Origin of the sequence: Azospira oryzae (assembly GCF_004217225.1) — a bacterium.
Classification (GTDB): domain Bacteria; phylum Pseudomonadota; class Gammaproteobacteria; order Burkholderiales; family Rhodocyclaceae; genus Azospira; species Azospira oryzae.
The window spans coordinates 1,402,994-1,417,961 of the sequence record NZ_SHKM01000001.1 but is presented as its reverse complement, the minus strand read 5'-3'; the positions used below and the strand labels follow the sequence as shown (position 1 = coordinate 1,417,961).

At 65.0% G+C, this 14,968-nt stretch carries 13 protein-coding genes; 9 read left to right on the top strand and 4 right to left on the bottom strand.

All coding sequences use genetic code 11. The annotated features are described in order from the left end of the window. Nucleotides 1–480 precede the first annotated feature (480 nt). Entirely contained in the window at nt 481–1,359 is an 879-nt protein-coding gene (fdhE, locus tag EV678_RS06440) for a formate dehydrogenase accessory protein FdhE (RefSeq protein ID WP_130458900.1), read from the bottom strand. Between the two features lie 446 nt (nt 1,360–1,805). Between fdhE and fdnG the strand changes: the two genes are divergently transcribed. From fdnG to EV678_RS06395, 9 genes are all read left to right on the top strand, one after another. Continuing rightward, entirely contained in the window at nt 1,806–4,859 is a 3,054-nt protein-coding gene (gene fdnG, locus EV678_RS06435) for a formate dehydrogenase-N subunit alpha (RefSeq protein ID WP_130458899.1), read from the top strand. 13 nt (nt 4,860–4,872) lie between these two features. Next, nucleotides 4,873–5,766: a formate dehydrogenase subunit beta gene (gene fdxH, locus EV678_RS06430; protein ID WP_130458898.1), complete on the top strand. Its 894-nt coding sequence runs from the start codon at nt 4,873–4,875 to the stop codon at nt 5,764–5,766. Then, on the top strand, nt 5,763–6,383 hold the full coding sequence (locus tag EV678_RS06425) for a formate dehydrogenase subunit gamma (RefSeq protein ID WP_130458897.1): 621 nt from the start codon (nt 5,763–5,765) through the stop codon (nt 6,381–6,383). Before fdxH ends, EV678_RS06425 begins: the two co-directional genes overlap by 4 nt. A gap of 89 nt (nt 6,384–6,472) precedes the next feature. Continuing rightward, nucleotides 6,473–7,426 carry a formate dehydrogenase accessory sulfurtransferase FdhD gene (gene fdhD, locus EV678_RS06420; protein ID WP_130458896.1) on the top strand — a complete coding sequence of 318 codons (954 nt, stop codon included), beginning with the start codon at nt 6,473–6,475 and terminating at the stop codon, nt 7,424–7,426. 13 nt (nt 7,427–7,439) lie between these two features. Further along, nucleotides 7,440–8,474, top strand: a complete 1,035-nt coding sequence (gene moaA / locus EV678_RS06415) for a GTP 3',8-cyclase MoaA (protein ID WP_130458895.1) — start codon at nt 7,440–7,442, stop codon at nt 8,472–8,474. 305 nt (nt 8,475–8,779) lie between these two features. After that, nucleotides 8,780–9,715 carry a hypothetical protein gene (locus EV678_RS06410; RefSeq protein WP_130458894.1) on the top strand — a complete coding sequence of 312 codons (936 nt, stop codon included), beginning with the start codon at nt 8,780–8,782 and terminating at the stop codon, nt 9,713–9,715. Between the two features lie 85 nt (nt 9,716–9,800). Then, a complete protein-coding gene (locus EV678_RS06405) occupies nt 9,801–10,631 on the top strand; it encodes an abortive infection family protein (RefSeq protein WP_130458893.1) in 831 nt (276 codons plus the stop codon). Nucleotides 10,632–10,879: 248 nt separating this feature from the next. After that, entirely contained in the window at nt 10,880–11,551 is a 672-nt protein-coding gene (locus EV678_RS06400; RefSeq protein WP_130458892.1) for a dihydrodipicolinate reductase C-terminal domain-containing protein, read from the top strand. Between the two features lie 237 nt (nt 11,552–11,788). Further along, nucleotides 11,789–12,424, top strand: a complete 636-nt coding sequence (locus tag EV678_RS06395; RefSeq protein ID WP_014238285.1) for a carbonic anhydrase — start codon at nt 11,789–11,791, stop codon at nt 12,422–12,424. Nucleotides 12,425–12,506: 82 nt separating this feature from the next. Here EV678_RS06395 and leuE read toward each other — a convergent pair whose 3' ends face one another. The 3 genes from leuE to EV678_RS06380 all read right to left on the bottom strand — a co-directional run bounded on the left by leuE (nt 12,507) and on the right by EV678_RS06380 (nt 14,920). Further along, entirely contained in the window at nt 12,507–13,154 is a 648-nt protein-coding gene (gene leuE, locus EV678_RS06390) for a leucine efflux protein LeuE (protein ID WP_130458891.1), read from the bottom strand. A gap of 16 nt (nt 13,155–13,170) precedes the next feature. Continuing rightward, entirely contained in the window at nt 13,171–14,172 is a 1,002-nt protein-coding gene (clpX, locus tag EV678_RS06385; protein ID WP_014238283.1) for an ATP-dependent Clp protease ATP-binding subunit ClpX, read from the bottom strand. Between the two features lie 70 nt (nt 14,173–14,242). Then, on the bottom strand, nt 14,243–14,920 hold the full coding sequence (locus EV678_RS06380; RefSeq protein WP_130458890.1) for a 2'-5' RNA ligase family protein: 678 nt from the start codon (nt 14,918–14,920) through the stop codon (nt 14,243–14,245). Nucleotides 14,921–14,968: the final 48 nt, after the last annotated feature.

Below are 14,968 nucleotides of genomic sequence, written 5' to 3'. Positions count from 1 at the left end.
AGAATTCAGAGAGTGCCAATCCCGCCCTGTGCGGCGCCGAGCAACGGAGCTTGTGGCGGGAAAAGGGCGAGCACTGTTTGAGGGCCTTTCGGCCCGACGAACTGCCAATACTCGCAGCCCCCGCCGGAAGCGAGTAGCGCAGGGGACCCCGCGTAGCGGGGCGCCAAACCGGGCTCGCCTTCTTGTTGGTTACTTATTCTTGGCGAGACAAGAATAAGTAACCCGCGCGTCAGGCGCGGAACACAGCGGTAACTAAACCCACCACGCCTGAAGATTCAGACACCCCTTGCGCCTGAAGACTCAGACATCCCGCCTCCGAGGAATCACACCCGGCAGCGCCTCAAGGAACAGTCCGCCATACCCAGGCGAACCATCACCACTACCCACCCCGCTACACCCCAATAAAGACGGCCATCCCGGCAATAGCATCGCCGGGAGGGCCGTCTTTTGTGCTTCTCCGGCATGTGCCGGAGCGGGAACTTATTCGCCCAGCAGCAGGAAGGGGTTGATGCCGATGCGCTGGTAGCCTTCCTCGCTCACCAGGATGTCCAGGGCCAGGGTGGCCATGTCGTCGGCGATGGGGTCCAGGCCGGGGGCCCCAGGTACCTTTTCGGCCAGCAGCAGCTTCAGATAGTTGCGGCAGGTGTCGCAGGCTTCGGCCCGGGCGCCGTCTTCCCGCTCGTCGAGGGCGCGGTAGCTGACTTCCTTGCCTTCGCCGCAGGCGACGCAGGTGGCGCGGACGTGGTGCCAGGCGGTGTGGCAGAGGCCGCAGTGCAGGTAGCGCAGGCCGCCGGATTCGTTGCCGACGTGGATGACGCCGGCCACCGGGGCGCTGCCGCAGACGGGGCAGCTGTGGGCGGTGGCGGGGGCGGCGACGCTGGCGGCGTCCAGGCCGGCGGCGTGGCGGGTCCAGGCCACTTGCAGGGCGGCCATGACGAAGGGGGCGAGGATCATGTCGTCCGCTTCCATGGTGCCGCCGACGATGCGCTCGGCCAGGGCGCTGAGGCTGGCGGCGTCGGCGTGCTGCAGGGCGGCCAGGGTGGGACGGGCCGGTTCGGGCACCTGGTCCTGGAGCAGGGCCAGCAGGGCCTGCAGGTCGCCCTGCCATTGCTGTTCCGGCGAGGCGCCGGGGGTCAGGCCGGGGGCGGCGTCGATGCGTTGTTGCTGGGCGTCGCTGAGGGTGGCGACGAAGCCGAGCCAGTCGCCCAGGCTGTGGCCTTCGGCCAGCTGGCGCAGGCGGGCGGCCCGGGTCTTGAAGACGCTGGCGGCGGGCAGGCGCACGGGGGAGGGGGACTGGCCGGGCACCAGGCCGGCGGCGGCCATGGCGGCGGCGGTGTCGTCGTGGGCGGAGAGGGTCATGTGGGTGGGTCTCTTCAGTGGGCGGTGGGGGCCGGATTGGGCCCGGGCTGGCGGGCCATCTGCGCAGGGTTGCAAGAATCGTGCACGGGATTGTGCCCGGAAGCGGCGCCGGGCGCGAATGGCGGGGCGGCGGAACGGCGCGGCGCCAGGGCTGTGGCGGGGTCCGGCGTCGATGGCGGCGGCCCATTTTCGGCCCCGCTGCGGGGGCGGGGCAGGGCGCTTCTGCTGCGCTGCAGCGGGACATTCTGTCCGGTCGGCGAGGGACAGAATGTCCCGTTTTTGCTTGCTGCGAAGCACAAAACCCTTGTGGCGAAGCGGTTTTGGCGGGTGGCACGGAAAGTGCGAAATGTTCCCCGAGCCGTGGGCGGCGATGGTCCGGCGGAAGGTCAGGCGACTTCTGCACGGGCGGCCCGGAGCACGGCAATTCCGCTTTCAAGGGAGGATTCATGCAAGTCACACGACGGCAGTTCTTCAAGGTTTCGGCGGCGGGTCTTTCCGCCTCCAGCCTGGTGGCCCTGGGCTTCTCGCCCGCCACCGCCCTGGCCGAGGTACGTCAGTACAAGCTGACCCGGGCCAAGGAGATCCGCAACACCTGTACCTACTGTTCGGTGGGCTGCGGCCTGCTCATGTACAGCCTGGGCGACGGCGCCAAGAACGCCAAGCAGGAGATCATCCACATCGAGGGCGACCCGGATCACCCCGTCAGCCGCGGCTCCCTGTGCCCCAAGGGCGCGGGCCTGCTGGACTTCATCCACAGCCCCAACCGCCTCAAGTACCCGGAAGTGCGGGAAGCGGGCAGCAAGGAATGGAAGCGCATCTCCTGGCACGAGGCGGTGGAACGCATCGCCAAGCACATGAAGGCCGACCGGGACGCCAACTTCGTCGCCAAGAACGCCGACGGCGTGACGGTGAACCGCTGGCTGTCCACCGCCATGCTGACCGCCTCCGCCTCTTCCAACGAAACCGGCATCCTGACCCAGAAGTTCATGCGCTCCCTGGGCATCGTCGGTACCGACGCCCAGGCCCGGGTCTGCCACGGCCCCACGGTGGCCGCCCTGGCCGCCACCTTCGGCCGCGGCGCCATGACCAACACCTGGGTGGACATCAAGAACGCCGACTTCATCCTGATCATGGGCGGCAACCCGGCCGAGGCCCACCCGGTGGGCTTCAAGTGGGCCATCGAGGCGAAGAAGAAGGGCGCCAAGCTGATCGTGGTGGACCCGCGCTTCAACCGCTCCGCCGCCGTCGCCGACGAATTCGTGCCGATCCGCGCCGGTTCCGACATCGCCTTCCTGGGCGGCATCATCAACTGGCTGGTGAGCAACGACAAGATCCAGTGGGACTACGTCAAGTCCTTCACCAACGCCAGCTTCATCGTCAATGAAGGCTTCACCTTCGACGAGGGCCTCTTCTCCGGCTACGACGAGGCCAAGGGCAAGTACGACCGGGGCTCCTGGAGCTACGAGCTGGATGCCAAGGGCCAGGCCAAGACCGACCCGACCCTGCAGCACCCGCGCTGCGTGTGGAACCTGATGAAGGCCCACTACGCCCGCTACACGCCGGAAGTGGTCTCCGACCTCACCGGCAGCCCCAAGGAAGGCTTCCTCTCCGTCTGCAAGCATCTGGGCGAGACCTGCGTGCCGACCAAGGTCGGCACCATCCTCTACGCCCTGGGCTGGACCCAGCACACCGTGGGCGCCCAGAACATCCGCACCATGGCCATGATCCAGCTGCTGCTGGGCAACATCGGCATGCCCGGCGGCGGCGTGAACGCCCTGCGCGGCCACTCCAACATCCAGGGCCTGTCCGACCTGGGCCTGCTGTCCACCAGCCTGCCCGGCTACCTGACCCTGCCCAGCGAGAAGGCCCATCCGACCTTCGCCGACTACCTGGAGAAGACCACGCCCAAGGCCCTGCAGCCGGGCCAGCTGAACTACTGGGGCAACACCCCCAAGTTCTTCGTCAGCCTGATGAAGTGGTTCTGGGGCGACAAGGCCACCAAGGACAACAACTGGGGCTACGACTGGCTGCCCAAGTGGGACAAGATGTACGACGTGCTGCAGGTGATGGACCTGATGCACCAGGGCAAGATCAACGGCTTCATCGTGCAGGGCTTCAACCCCCTGACCTCCTTCCCGGACGCGAAAAAGACCGCCGCCGACTTCGCCAAGCTGAAGTACATGGTGATCATCGACCCCATCGCCACCGAGACCTCCACCTTCTGGCAGAACCAGGGCGAGCTGAACGACGTGGACCCGGCCAGCATCCAGACCGAGGTGTTCCGTCTGCCTTCCACCTGCTTCGCGGAAGAGGACGGCGCCATCGTCAATTCCTCCCGCTGGCTGCAGTGGCACTGGAAGGGCGCCGACGCCCCGGGCGAGGCCAAGACCGACCAGGAGATCATCGCCGAGCTGTTCATGGCCCTGAAGAAGCTGTACCAGGAGCAGGGCGGCGCCGTGCCCGAGCCCATCCTCAATCTCTCCTGGCCCTACAAGAACCCCTACGATCCGACTCCGGAAGAGCTGGCCAAGGAACTCAACGGCCGCGCCCTGGCGGACATTCCCGATCCGAAGAACCCGGGCCAGTTCCTGGTGAAGAAGGGCGAGCAGATTCCCGGCTTCGCCGTGCTGCAGGACGACGGCTCCACCATGTCCGCCTGCTGGATCTTCGCCGGCTGCTGGACCCAGGCCGGCAACCAGATGGCCCGCCGCGACAACACCGACACGGGCCTCGGCAACACCCCGGGCTGGGCCTGGGCCTGGCCGGCCAACCGCCGCATCATCTACAACCGGGCCTCCTGCGACGCCGCCGGCAAGCCCTGGGACCCGAAGCGCAAGCTGATCGCCTGGAACGGCGAGAAGTGGGCCGGCGCCGACGTGCCCGACTTCAAGGTGGATGCGGCCCCGGATTCGGGCATGAACCCCTTCATCATGAATCCGGAAGGCGTGGGCCGCCTGTTCGCCACCGACAAGCTGGTGGACGGCCCCTTCCCCGAGCACTACGAACCCATGGAAAGCCCCCTCGGCACCAACCCCTTGCATCCCAAGGTGGTGACCAGCCCGGCGGTGCGCATTTTCAAGGCGGACAAGGAACGCCTCGGCACCCACAAGGAATTCCCCTATGTGGGCACCACCTACCGCCTCACCGAGCACTTCCAGTTCTGGACCAAGAGCGTGCGCCTCAGTGCCATCGCCCAGCCGGAGCAGTTCGTCGAGGTGGGCGAGGCCCTGGCCGCCGAGAAGGGCATCAAGGCCGGGGACTGGGTCAAGGTCAGTTCCAAGCGCGGCTACATCAAGGCCAAGGCCGTGGTGACCAAGCGCATCAAGGCCCTGACGGTGAACAAGCAGACCGTGCACCAGGTCGGCATTCCCCTGCACTGGGGTTGGGAGACGGTGGCCAAGAAGGGCTTCCTCTCCAACACCCTGCCCCCCGCCGTGGGCGACTGCAACACGCAGACGCCGGAATACAAGGCCTTCCTTGTGAACATTGAAAAGGCTTGAGGAGCAAGAACACATGGCTCTGCAATCTCTCGACATCCTGCGCCGCTCGGCCAGTCCGACGGCGGCCCCCCAGGCCCGCAATCCCCTGGAAGTGGCCAAACTCATCGACGTTTCCGTCTGCATCGGCTGCAAGGCCTGCCAGGTGGCCTGTTCCGAATGGAACGAGCTGCGTGACGACGTGGGCAGCTGCGTCGGCGTCTACGACAACCCCACCGACCTTTCCGCCCAGGCCTGGACGGTGATGCGCTTCAACGAGGTGGAACAGCCCGACGTCAGCGGCGGCAAGCTGGAATGGCTGATCCGCAAGGACGGCTGCATGCATTGCGCCGACCCGGGCTGCCTCAAGGCCTGCCCCTCCCCCGGCGCCATCATCCAGTACAAGAACGGCATCGTCGATTTCCACCAGGAAAACTGCATCGGCTGCGGCTACTGCGTTTCCGGCTGCCCCTTCAACGTGCCCCGCATCAACCCGAAGGACAACAAGGCCTACAAGTGCAACCTGTGTTCCGACCGGGTGGCCGTGGGCCAGGAGCCGGCCTGCGTCAAGACCTGCCCCACCGGCGCCATCCAGTTCGGCTCCAAGGAGGACATGCAGGAAGTGGCGGCCAAGCGCGTCACCGACCTCAAGTCCCGGGGCTACGACAACGCCGGCCTCTACGATCCGCAAGGGGTGGGCGGCACCCACGTGATGTACGTGCTGCACCACGCCGACAAGCCCGAGCTGTACAACAACCTGCCCAAGGACCCGGCCATCAGCACCACGGTCAGCCTGTGGAAGGGGCTGCTCAAGCCCGTCGCCACCCTGGGCATCGCCGCCGCCGGCCTGTTCGGCTTCTTCCACTACATCACCGTGGGCCCCAACCGGGCCGAGGACGAACACGAGGCTGAAGAAGAGGTGACCAAATGAAAGAGCAACTGATCCAGCGTTACAACGCCGCCGAGCGCATCAACCACTGGGTGGTGGCGGTGTGCTTCATCCTGCTGGCCATCTCCGGTCTGGCCTTCTTCTACCCGGCCTTCTTCTGGCTCACCGGCGTCTTCGGCACGCCCCAGCTGGCCCGCATCGTGCACCCCTTCGTCGGGGTGGTGATGTTCATCGCCTTCGCCCGCCAGTTCTTCCGCTACTGGCACCACAACCTCGTCACCAGCGAGGACGTGAAGTGGATGAAGTCGGTGAAGGAGGTGATGAAGGGCAACGAGGTGGGCGACATCGGCCGCTACAACGGTGGCCAGAAGGGCATGTTCTGGGTGATGGTGGGCTGCATGGCCCTGCTGCTCATCTCCGGCGTCATCGCCTGGCGTCCCTACTTCGCCCTCTACTTCCCCATTCCCCTGATCCGGGTGGCTCTGCTGGTCCATGCCGCCAGCGCCCTGGTGCTGATCGCCAGCATCATCGTGCACGTCTATGCCGCCCTCTGGGTGCAGGGCACCATCCGCGCCATGGTGGAAGGGGTGGTCACCCACGCCTGGGCGCGCAAGCACCATCCCAAGTGGTTCCGGGAAATGACCGGCAAGGAATCCTGATCCCCTGATTCCCTGACGTTGCGGCCGGGGGCGGCGCTTGTCGCCTCCGGCCCCTGCAGCCCCATCTTTGCAGTACAGGACACACGACCATGGCCAGCGAATCCCTGCACCTTCTCCACGGCACCCAGTTCGACGACGAGCTGGAAGGCCCCGAACACGCCACCGTCTGCCGCACCACGGTGCTGCGCCTGAGCGGCGGCGAGGCCGAGACCTGCGACGACCACGTGGTGGAAGAGGTGCCCGTGGCCCTGGTCTTCAACGGCATCTCCCACGCGGTGATGCTGGCCACGCCGGACAACCTGGAAGACATGGCCCTGGGCTTCGCCCTGACTGAAGGCATCCTGGAGTCGCCGTCCGAGCTGTACGGCGTCGAGGTGGTTTCCGGCTGCCAGGGCCTGGAAGTGCATCTGGAAATTTCCTCCCGCCGCTTCGTTGCCCTCAAGGAGCGCCGCCGCAACCTGGCCGGCCGCACCGGCTGCGGCCTCTGCGGCGTCGAGAGCCTGGACGCCGTGGCCCGGCCCTACAAGCCCCTGCAGCGGGGCCTGCTGCTGCCCGTGGCCGCCGTGGCCCGGGCCCTGGACCAGCTGCCGGACTGGCAGCAGCTGCATCGCATCACCGGCGCCGTCCATGGCGCCGCCTGGGTGGACAACCTGGGCAACATCCGCACCCTGCGCGAAGACGTGGGCCGCCACAACGCCCTCGACAAGCTGGTGGGCTGGCTGGCCAAGAGCCGCATCGACCCGGCCGCCGGCTTCGTCCTCACCTCCAGCCGGGCCAGCTACGAGATGGTGCAGAAATGCGCCGCCGCCGGCATCGGCTGCCTGGTCGCCATCTCCGCCCCCACCGGCCTGGCCGTGCGCCTGGCCGAAGAAAGCGGCATCACCCTGGCCGGTTTCGCCCGGGGTTCCCGCCTAGTCATCTACAGCCATCCGGAATACCTGGCCGCCGAAGGCGTGGCTGCGACCCGCCCCCTGGGCCAATCCCAGGGCAGTGCCAGCCAGGAGCCGCTGCCGCCGCGCTCCGGCGGCCGCACCCTGATGTAAGGCCCGCCCGGCAATGATTTCAGAGCAGGCGCCCTCCGGCGCCCCGCTGCACCTGCCCCCTGGCGGCCTGATGGACCGCTTCGGCCGCCGCATCACCTACCTGCGCCTCTCCATCACCGACCGCTGCGACTTCCGCTGCACCTACTGCATGGCGGAAGAGATGACCTTCCTGCCCCACGGCGCCGTCCTGAGCCTGGAAGAAGCCCTGCGCCTGGTGCGCATCTTCGTCTCCCTCGGCGTGACCAAGGTGCGCATCACCGGCGGCGAGCCCCTGGTGCGGCGCAACGCCCTCTGGCTGCTGCAGGAAATCGGCAGGCTGCAAGGCCTGAAAGAACTGGTGCTCACCACCAACGGTTCCCAGCTCGCCCGCCACGCCGCGGACCTGCGCCGGGCCGGCGTCAGCCGCCTCAACATCAGCCTGGACACCCTGCGCCCCGAGCGCTTCCGCACCATCACCCGCATCGGTGATCTCGCCAAGGTGCTGGATGGCGTGGAAGCGGCCCTGGCCGCCGGCTTCTCCCGCATCCGGCTGAATGCCGTGATGCAGCAGGGCGTGAACGACGACGAACTGGGCGACCTGCTGGCCTACGCCGTGGCCCGCAACATCGACCTGGCCCTGATCGAGGAAATGCCCCTCGGCGACACCGGCCACGACCGCAGCGCCACCTTTCTTTCCAGCGATGCCGCCCGGGCCCGTCTGGCCGAGCGCTTCGAACTGATCCCCACCCTGGAGAACAGCGGCGGCCCCGCCCGCTACTGGCGGGTCGGCGGCAGCGACAGCCGGGTCGGCTTCATCTCCCCCCATTCCCACAACTTCTGCGACACCTGCAACCGGGTGCGCATCAGCGCCCAGGGCACCCTCTACCCCTGCCTCGGCGACGACGGCGCCATCCCCCTCCTGCCCCTGCTGCGCGCCCACCCCCATGACGACGCCCCCCTCGGCGCCGCCATCGCCACCGGCATGGGCCTCAAAGCCCAGGGCCACGACTTCACCGCCGCCATGGCCACCCCGAAGATCGTGCGCTTCATGTCGAGTACGGGCGGCTGATTCCTTTCTTTAGGTAAGTCTGCGGTCGATGGCTGGAGACGGCCATCAGTGGGCGTAAGGGAAGTCGCGCCAATGCAGCCGTTCGCAAAAATTCCGCGTGCATGACATTTGGCTGGGCGACTGGCAGAATCAACTCGACATTGAACCGGGCCGCGTATGACTGCCATCTATCCCCGCAAGTATCGCTGCCGATCTAACGGAAGCCTCTATTTGGAAGCCTCCCAGGCTGCCGCGTTTTCCAGCTCATACGGCATTCCGCTGGCTCATACGGCAGTTTTGCCGTCTACTTCACGTAGGGCATTGCTATGAGTGTTCGGCTGATTCAGTTTGCAATTACGTTCGGCGCACTACTGGTTGCGCTGATCCACACCTATGCTCCTGACCTCAAGATTGATGGGACAACTGTAAGTTTATTGGCTATAGCAGTACTTCCTTGGCTAGCTCCGCTTTTCAAGGCCATTGAGTTGCCCGGTGGCGTCAAGATTCAATTCCAAGATTTCATTAACGCCGAAGTAAAGGCAAAAGAAGCGGGCTTACTTTCACCTATTCAAGATGCACCTGGGATGGAGCGCCATATATATGCGTTTGAGTCAGTTGCCGGAGATGATCCGAACCTGGCACTTGCCGGACTAAGAATTGAACTCGAGTCAAAGCTTCGAGGAATTGCAGAAGCTAGAGGCATCGAAATAACCCGCAAGGGAATTCGCCCACTCATTTATAGCTTGAAGAGCCGTGATGTCCTGAGCCAGAGAGAGGTTTCAGCTCTAGAAGACATGCTTCCATTATTGAATGGCGCTGCTCATGGTGCTGAGACAGACCCTCGTGCTGCAGATTGGGCTATGGATGTTGGCCCAAGACTATTAGCTACGTTGGATGAGAAGATCGGTGAAAAAACGATAGCGCAATTGTTGGAGCGTTGGAGGACAAGGGATGGGGCATTAGTCGCAGAGATTGGCATTGAGTTATCGAAGGCCCTAGTTACTTCACCCAAGGCATTTCTTGTGGCCATGCGAGACGATGAAGAAGGATTCAAAGCTTGGTTAGATGGAATGCAACACCATACCTTTACCCTCTTTGAGTCCAGAGGCGAGCTCGACGATGACCTTTATACCGCTTACTACGAGAAGCTCAGGGAGCTAATGGTGAAAGCGCTTAAACCACTTGTTGAGTCAGAATACTCGACTGAGGCCAAGCGGGTGATTGCAGCTCTCGACTCTGTCTCAATCAAGAGGATCTGGTGATACCGCGCTGCCCAACCCATCATTCCACCGGATCTGCGCGTAAAGCCGCGCAGGCCGGTGAATTCAACCGTTAGCGGTTAAGAATATGACGCTGCCAATTACCGACACCATAATCGCTGCGCTAGCACAGCTCGTTGACGATTCAAAATCCAATGGAGAGTATCGTGAGCCTTCTCATTCCGACATAGAGTTTTACGTTGGGCGGACCGGTTTAACCTTGGCAGACCCAAAAGCTCAAGGTCAAGTAATTGGGAAGGCCAAGAGAGTCCGAGCGATTCTGTCATGGGCAATCGACAACGACCCCATCGCTGGCTCAAAACTCATTGAACAACTCCTATCAAAAGTCCGAGCATCAGGGGGATTTCGAGAGCAATCGGCCAATTTTGTTGGCACAGAACCGATTCTGAATGCCATTTCTGCATTTGACGCCGAAGGTTATGAACTTTCTAAGGATGGAGACATTCGACCAAAAGTTCTGGAAAGCCTTAAAGGCCGTGAGTTATCCCAAGCACTTCATGCATATGCACGTCGGGCTCAGAAAGGCGCCCACGACGCAGCATTGCTTTCCGGTACTGGCAAAGACCTTCTTGAAGCAACCGCCGCACACATCCTTCAGACAAAATGGGGTTCGTATCCAAGCGGAGCCAACTTTCAAGGTCTGCTTGGGCAAGCCTATGTGGCACTCGGACTTACTGTTCCTGAACAAAACGCACAACCGGGCGAGTCTCCAACCAAAGCACTCGAACGCTCAATGTTTCAAACTGCCTGCGCTATTAATCGCCTCCGGAACAAAGAGGGCACAGGTCACGGGCGTCCGTGGTTGCCTTCGATTACAAACACCGAAGCTAAGGCTGCTATTGAGATGGTTGGCAGCATTGCAAGCTTTCTGCTCAGTAAGCTCGATGAAGACCGCTAACCCGGCGCTCAACCTTGCTCCCTCCGGTCGCTGGACGCTGCGCGATTAAGCCGCGCAGCGCCGGTTAGCGCCACGTTGAAAATCTGCTTTCCCTAGCGGGAAATTACCGCTTGAGGTCGATAGCAGGAGGAGAAAAGGCGCTGCTAGGCGCCTTTTCTCTTCCTGGTTGTGCTTACCCCTAAATAAGCAGCCGAGCTGCACGCCGGAGCTTCGCTATACTCCCAGTTCTGCCTTCCTCCCACCTTCCCATGCAAGTCGTCATCGTCGGTACCGGCAAGCTCGCCAGTGAGCTCCTCTCTTCCCACCAGTTGGGCCATCCCTTTCAGGTCGTGCCCTGGGGCCGGCAGGCCGAGGACGCACCGGCCATCGTTGTCCATGCCGGTTCGGGGCGGGAGCTGGAGGCGGTGGCGGCTTTCTGCCGCGCCACGGCGTCGCCCCTGATCGAGCTTTCCACCGGCTCCGCCCTGGAGCGGGAGGCGCTGGAGTTTCCGGTGCTGCTGTGCCCCAACACCAATATCCTGATGCTCAAGTTCATGGCCATGCTGGAGGCCAGCGGCCATTTCTTCCGCGGCTACGAGATGGAACTGGTGGAGTCCCACCAGGCGAGTAAAAGCTCGGTGCCGGGGACGGCGGTGAATCTGGCGGCTTCCGTCGGCCTGGGTCCGGAGGCGATCCGCTCGGTGCGGGACCCCCGGGTGCAGCGGGAGGAACTGGGCATTCCCGAGGCCGACCTGCCGCGCCATGCCTTCCACCGCCTCAGCATCAGCGACGGGGCCTGCAGCCTGCGCCTGGAAACCCGGGTCCAGGGGGAGGCGCCTTACGCCGCCGGGGTGTCGCGCATCGTCGAGGCGGTGCATGGCAAGGCGCTGGAAAAGCGCCTCTACCCGATCATGGAGTTCATCACCCGGGGCTGGCTGTAGTGCCAGCCACCCGGGCGGGGCGGCGGAGCCGACAGGCCTGAACTCCCCGTCGGACGGTGCGGTCGAAGCGCCGCCGCCATTGCCGCCGCCAACATTGCCGGAGGCGTGGGGCCCGGCGCCGGCAGGCGCTCCGCCGACGGGCCGGGCAGCGGGCCTGCGGCCCCTGCCTTGTTCCTCCGGCGGCATGGGGGATAATGGCGGCGGTCCCACATTCCCTCAGTTCATGGGTGCTTCCAAGTGCAAAAGATCATTGATGGTTTTCTCAAGTTCCAGAAAGAGGTCTTCCCGGCCCGTTCGGAACTGTTCCGCCATCTGGCCGACGGCCAGAGTCCCAAGGTGCTCTTCGTCACCTGCTCCGACAGCCGGGTGGTGCCCGAGCTGCTGACCCAGCAGGAGCCGGGCGACCTTTTCGTCATCCGCAACGCGGGCAACATCGTGCCCTCCTACGGGCCCGAGCCCGGCGGCGTTTCCGCCACCGTGGAATACGCCGTCTCCGTGCTCAAGGTGACCGACGTGGTCATCTGCGGCCACTCCAACTGCGGCGCCATGGCGGCCATCTCCAGCTGCCAGTGCCTCGACCACCTGCCGGCCGTGGCCCACTGGCTGCGCTATGCGGATGCGGCCAAGGCCATCATCTCCGCCAGGGAATACGCCACGCCCCGGGAGCGGGCCGACGACCTGGTGAGGGAGAACGTCATCGCCCAGCTGGCCAACATCCGCACCCATCCGGCGGTGGCCCTGGCCCTGGCCCAGCGCAAGCTGAACCTGCACGGCTGGATCTATGACATCGAGAACGGCGCCATCGACGCCCTCGACGGTCGCACCATGTCCTTCGTCTCCCTCTCCGACAATCCCGAGGTCAATGCCACCTGAGACCGGCTCTCGGCAGGGAACGAAAAAGGCGCCCGCGGGCGCCTTTTTTCTTGCTGGTGGCGGCCCTGCCGGCCCGGCACCGTCAGCGCAGGCTGGCGCCCGCCAGCTTGACTCCGAAGCCGATGAAGAGGCCGCCGACGGCGCCGGTGGCCCCGGCGGAGAGGCGGCGGCGCCGGCGGAAGGCATCGGCCAGATAGCTGCCGCCGAAGATCAGGGCGGAGAGGTAGAGGGCGCTGCAGAACTGGACGATGGCGCCGAGGATGAGGAAGGACAGGGCCGGGTGGGGGTAGTCCGGGGAGACGAACTGGATGAAGAAGGAGACGAAGAAGAGGATGGCCTTGGGGTTCATCAGGCTGATGACGAGGGCGGTGCGAAAGGGCTGGCGGGCGTCGCCTTCGCTCAGGCGGCTGGCGGGCGCCTCGATGCCGCGCCAGCGCTGCACCGCGGCCCGCAGCAGGCCGATGCCGAGCCACACCAGGTAGGCGCCGCCGGCGTACTTGAGCACCATGAACAGGGCCGGCACCGCCACCAGCAGGGAGGCGACGCCGGAGGCGGCCAGGATCATCAGGATCAGGTCGCCGAGGAAGATGCCGCAGGCGCCCCGGTAGCCGGCGGCGATGCCCCAGCGGGAGGCCACCAGGGTGACGTACATGGAATTGGGCCCGGGCAGCAGGACGATGAAGATGGTGCCGAGGATGAAGGTGGCCAGGTCGGTGATGCCGTAGGTCATGCTGGAGCCTTTGCGCTTACTTGTAGTAGCTGGGGTCTTCGAAGAGGGACTTGATGACCACCTTTTTCACTTCCTTGTGGTCGGGCACGGCGTAGAGCACCGGGGTCAGCAGTTCCTCGAAGATGCCCCGCAGGCTGCGGGCGCCGGTCTTGTATTCGAAGGCGATTTCGGCGATCTGCTGGAACACCGCCGGCTCGATCTGCAGTTCCACCCCCTCGCTTTGCAGCAGCAGGCGGAACTGGTTGTAGAGGGAGTTCTTCGGCTCGGTCATGACCCGCACCAGCATGGCCTTGGAGAGGTCCTGGAAGCGGGCCACCACCGGCAGGCGGCCGGTGAATTCGGGGATCAGGCCGAATTCGAAGAGGTCGGTGGGCTTCACCCGGCTGTTGAGGCGGTCCAGGATGTTCTGGTTGTCGTCCTCGCCGGTACCGATGTAGCCGAAGCTGTGGCTCTTCTCCATGATCTGCTCCAGGCCGACGAAGGCGCCGCCGCAGATGAAGAGGATGCCCGAGGTGTCGATGCTGCGGTTGTCCGGCAGCCGCACCGGATAGCCTTCCATGATCTTCAGCAGGGCGTGCTGCACGCTCTCGCCGGAAGTGGCCTGGACCCGGGCCGCTTCCCCGGGGCGGGCCTTGAGCTTGTCGATCTCGTCGATGAAGACGATGCCGCGCCCAGCCCGCTCCGTGTCGCCGCCGGCCTTTTCCAGCAGGCGCAGCAGGATGGCCTCGATCTCCTCGCCGACGTACTTGGTCTGGGCCAGGGAGGTGGCGTCGGTGGTGACGAAGGGCACCTGCAGGAAGCGGGAGAGGGTCTCGCACAGCAGGGTCTTGCCGGTGCCGGTGGGGCCGATGATGAGGACGTTGCTCTTGTCCAGGCGCACCGTCTCGCCGGCGGCGGTGAGCTTGCGGTAGTGGGCGTAGACCGCCACCGCCAGCACGCGCTTGGCCTCTTCCTGGCCGATGACGTACTGGTTGAGGTATTTGACGATGGCGCTGGGGGTGGCGTTCTCGGGCAGCACGGCGGTATCCGGGGCAATGACGTTGCCGTGACTGTAATCCAGCCGGGCGCCGGCGACTACCCGTCGTCGGTTAAAGCTGGGTAAAGAGCCCGGCCAGGGCTTGCGGTTCCGCTTCCAGGCGCCGCTGCTGCAGGTCAAAGCGGGCCGCGGTGTGCAGGGGGCCGCCGATGGTGTCGGCGGCGTAGGTCATCAGGTCCAGGTGGCGCACCGGCAGCACCAGGCCCGGTCCCGGGGCGAGGCCCTGCAGCCGCGCCTGCATGGGCGCCAGGGGATAGGTGTCGTCGTAGAGGCCCAGGGTCAGGTGGGGGGTGTAGGGGAAGTCGTCCCGCTCCGGATGGGAGTCGAGCAGGGCCTGGCGCAGTTGCAGCAGGCTGGGGCCGTCGCCTCCCACCGCCAGGTAGGGGGCCGAGGCGAAGGTGGCGCAGAGGCCCAGTTCCAGGGAAAAGGGCGGCGGCGCTGTCCGCTCCAGGGCCGCCACCTGGGCGGCGAGGCAGGCGGGGCTGTAGTCGTCGGCCCGTTGCCGCGCCGGGGCGGGAAAACCGCCCAGGGCCACCGTGATGTGGGGCTGGCGCCGGTAGCCGGGCAGCAGCCAGGGTGCCAGCTGCGCCTTGAGGCTGTCCACGGCAGTGGTCAGCGCCGGGGTGTCGGCGGCAATGGCCCACACGGCGTAGCGGCATCGGCCCTGGTGCCAGTCGCTGAAATCGTCGTGGCGGCAGGCGAGCGTAAAGGCGTCGGTGGCTTGTTGCATGATTGCTAGAAAAATCCGGGCATAAAAAAACGGGACTGTTGCCAGTCC

What these genes read in the sequence shown, in the direction of transcription:
- fdhE (WP_130458900.1), bottom strand. Translation starts at nt 1,359, where the DNA reads ATGACCCTCTCCGCCCACGACGACACCGCCGCCGCCATGGCCGCCGCC.
- fdnG (WP_130458899.1), top strand. Translation starts at nt 1,806, where the DNA reads ATGCAAGTCACACGACGGCAGTTCTTCAAGGTTTCGGCGGCGGGTCTT.
- fdxH (WP_130458898.1), top strand. Translation starts at nt 4,873, where the DNA reads ATGGCTCTGCAATCTCTCGACATCCTGCGCCGCTCGGCCAGTCCGACG.
- EV678_RS06425 (WP_130458897.1), top strand. Translation starts at nt 5,763, where the DNA reads ATGAAAGAGCAACTGATCCAGCGTTACAACGCCGCCGAGCGCATCAAC.
- fdhD (WP_130458896.1), top strand. Translation starts at nt 6,473, where the DNA reads ATGGCCAGCGAATCCCTGCACCTTCTCCACGGCACCCAGTTCGACGAC.
- moaA (WP_130458895.1), top strand. Translation starts at nt 7,440, where the DNA reads ATGATTTCAGAGCAGGCGCCCTCCGGCGCCCCGCTGCACCTGCCCCCT.
- EV678_RS06410 (WP_130458894.1), top strand. Translation starts at nt 8,780, where the DNA reads ATGAGTGTTCGGCTGATTCAGTTTGCAATTACGTTCGGCGCACTACTG.
- EV678_RS06405 (WP_130458893.1), top strand. Translation starts at nt 9,801, where the DNA reads ATGACGCTGCCAATTACCGACACCATAATCGCTGCGCTAGCACAGCTC.
- EV678_RS06400 (WP_130458892.1), top strand. Translation starts at nt 10,880, where the DNA reads ATGCAAGTCGTCATCGTCGGTACCGGCAAGCTCGCCAGTGAGCTCCTC.
- leuE (WP_130458891.1), bottom strand. Translation starts at nt 13,154, where the DNA reads ATGACCTACGGCATCACCGACCTGGCCACCTTCATCCTCGGCACCATC.
- EV678_RS06380 (WP_130458890.1), bottom strand. Translation starts at nt 14,920, where the DNA reads ATGCAACAAGCCACCGACGCCTTTACGCTCGCCTGCCGCCACGACGAT.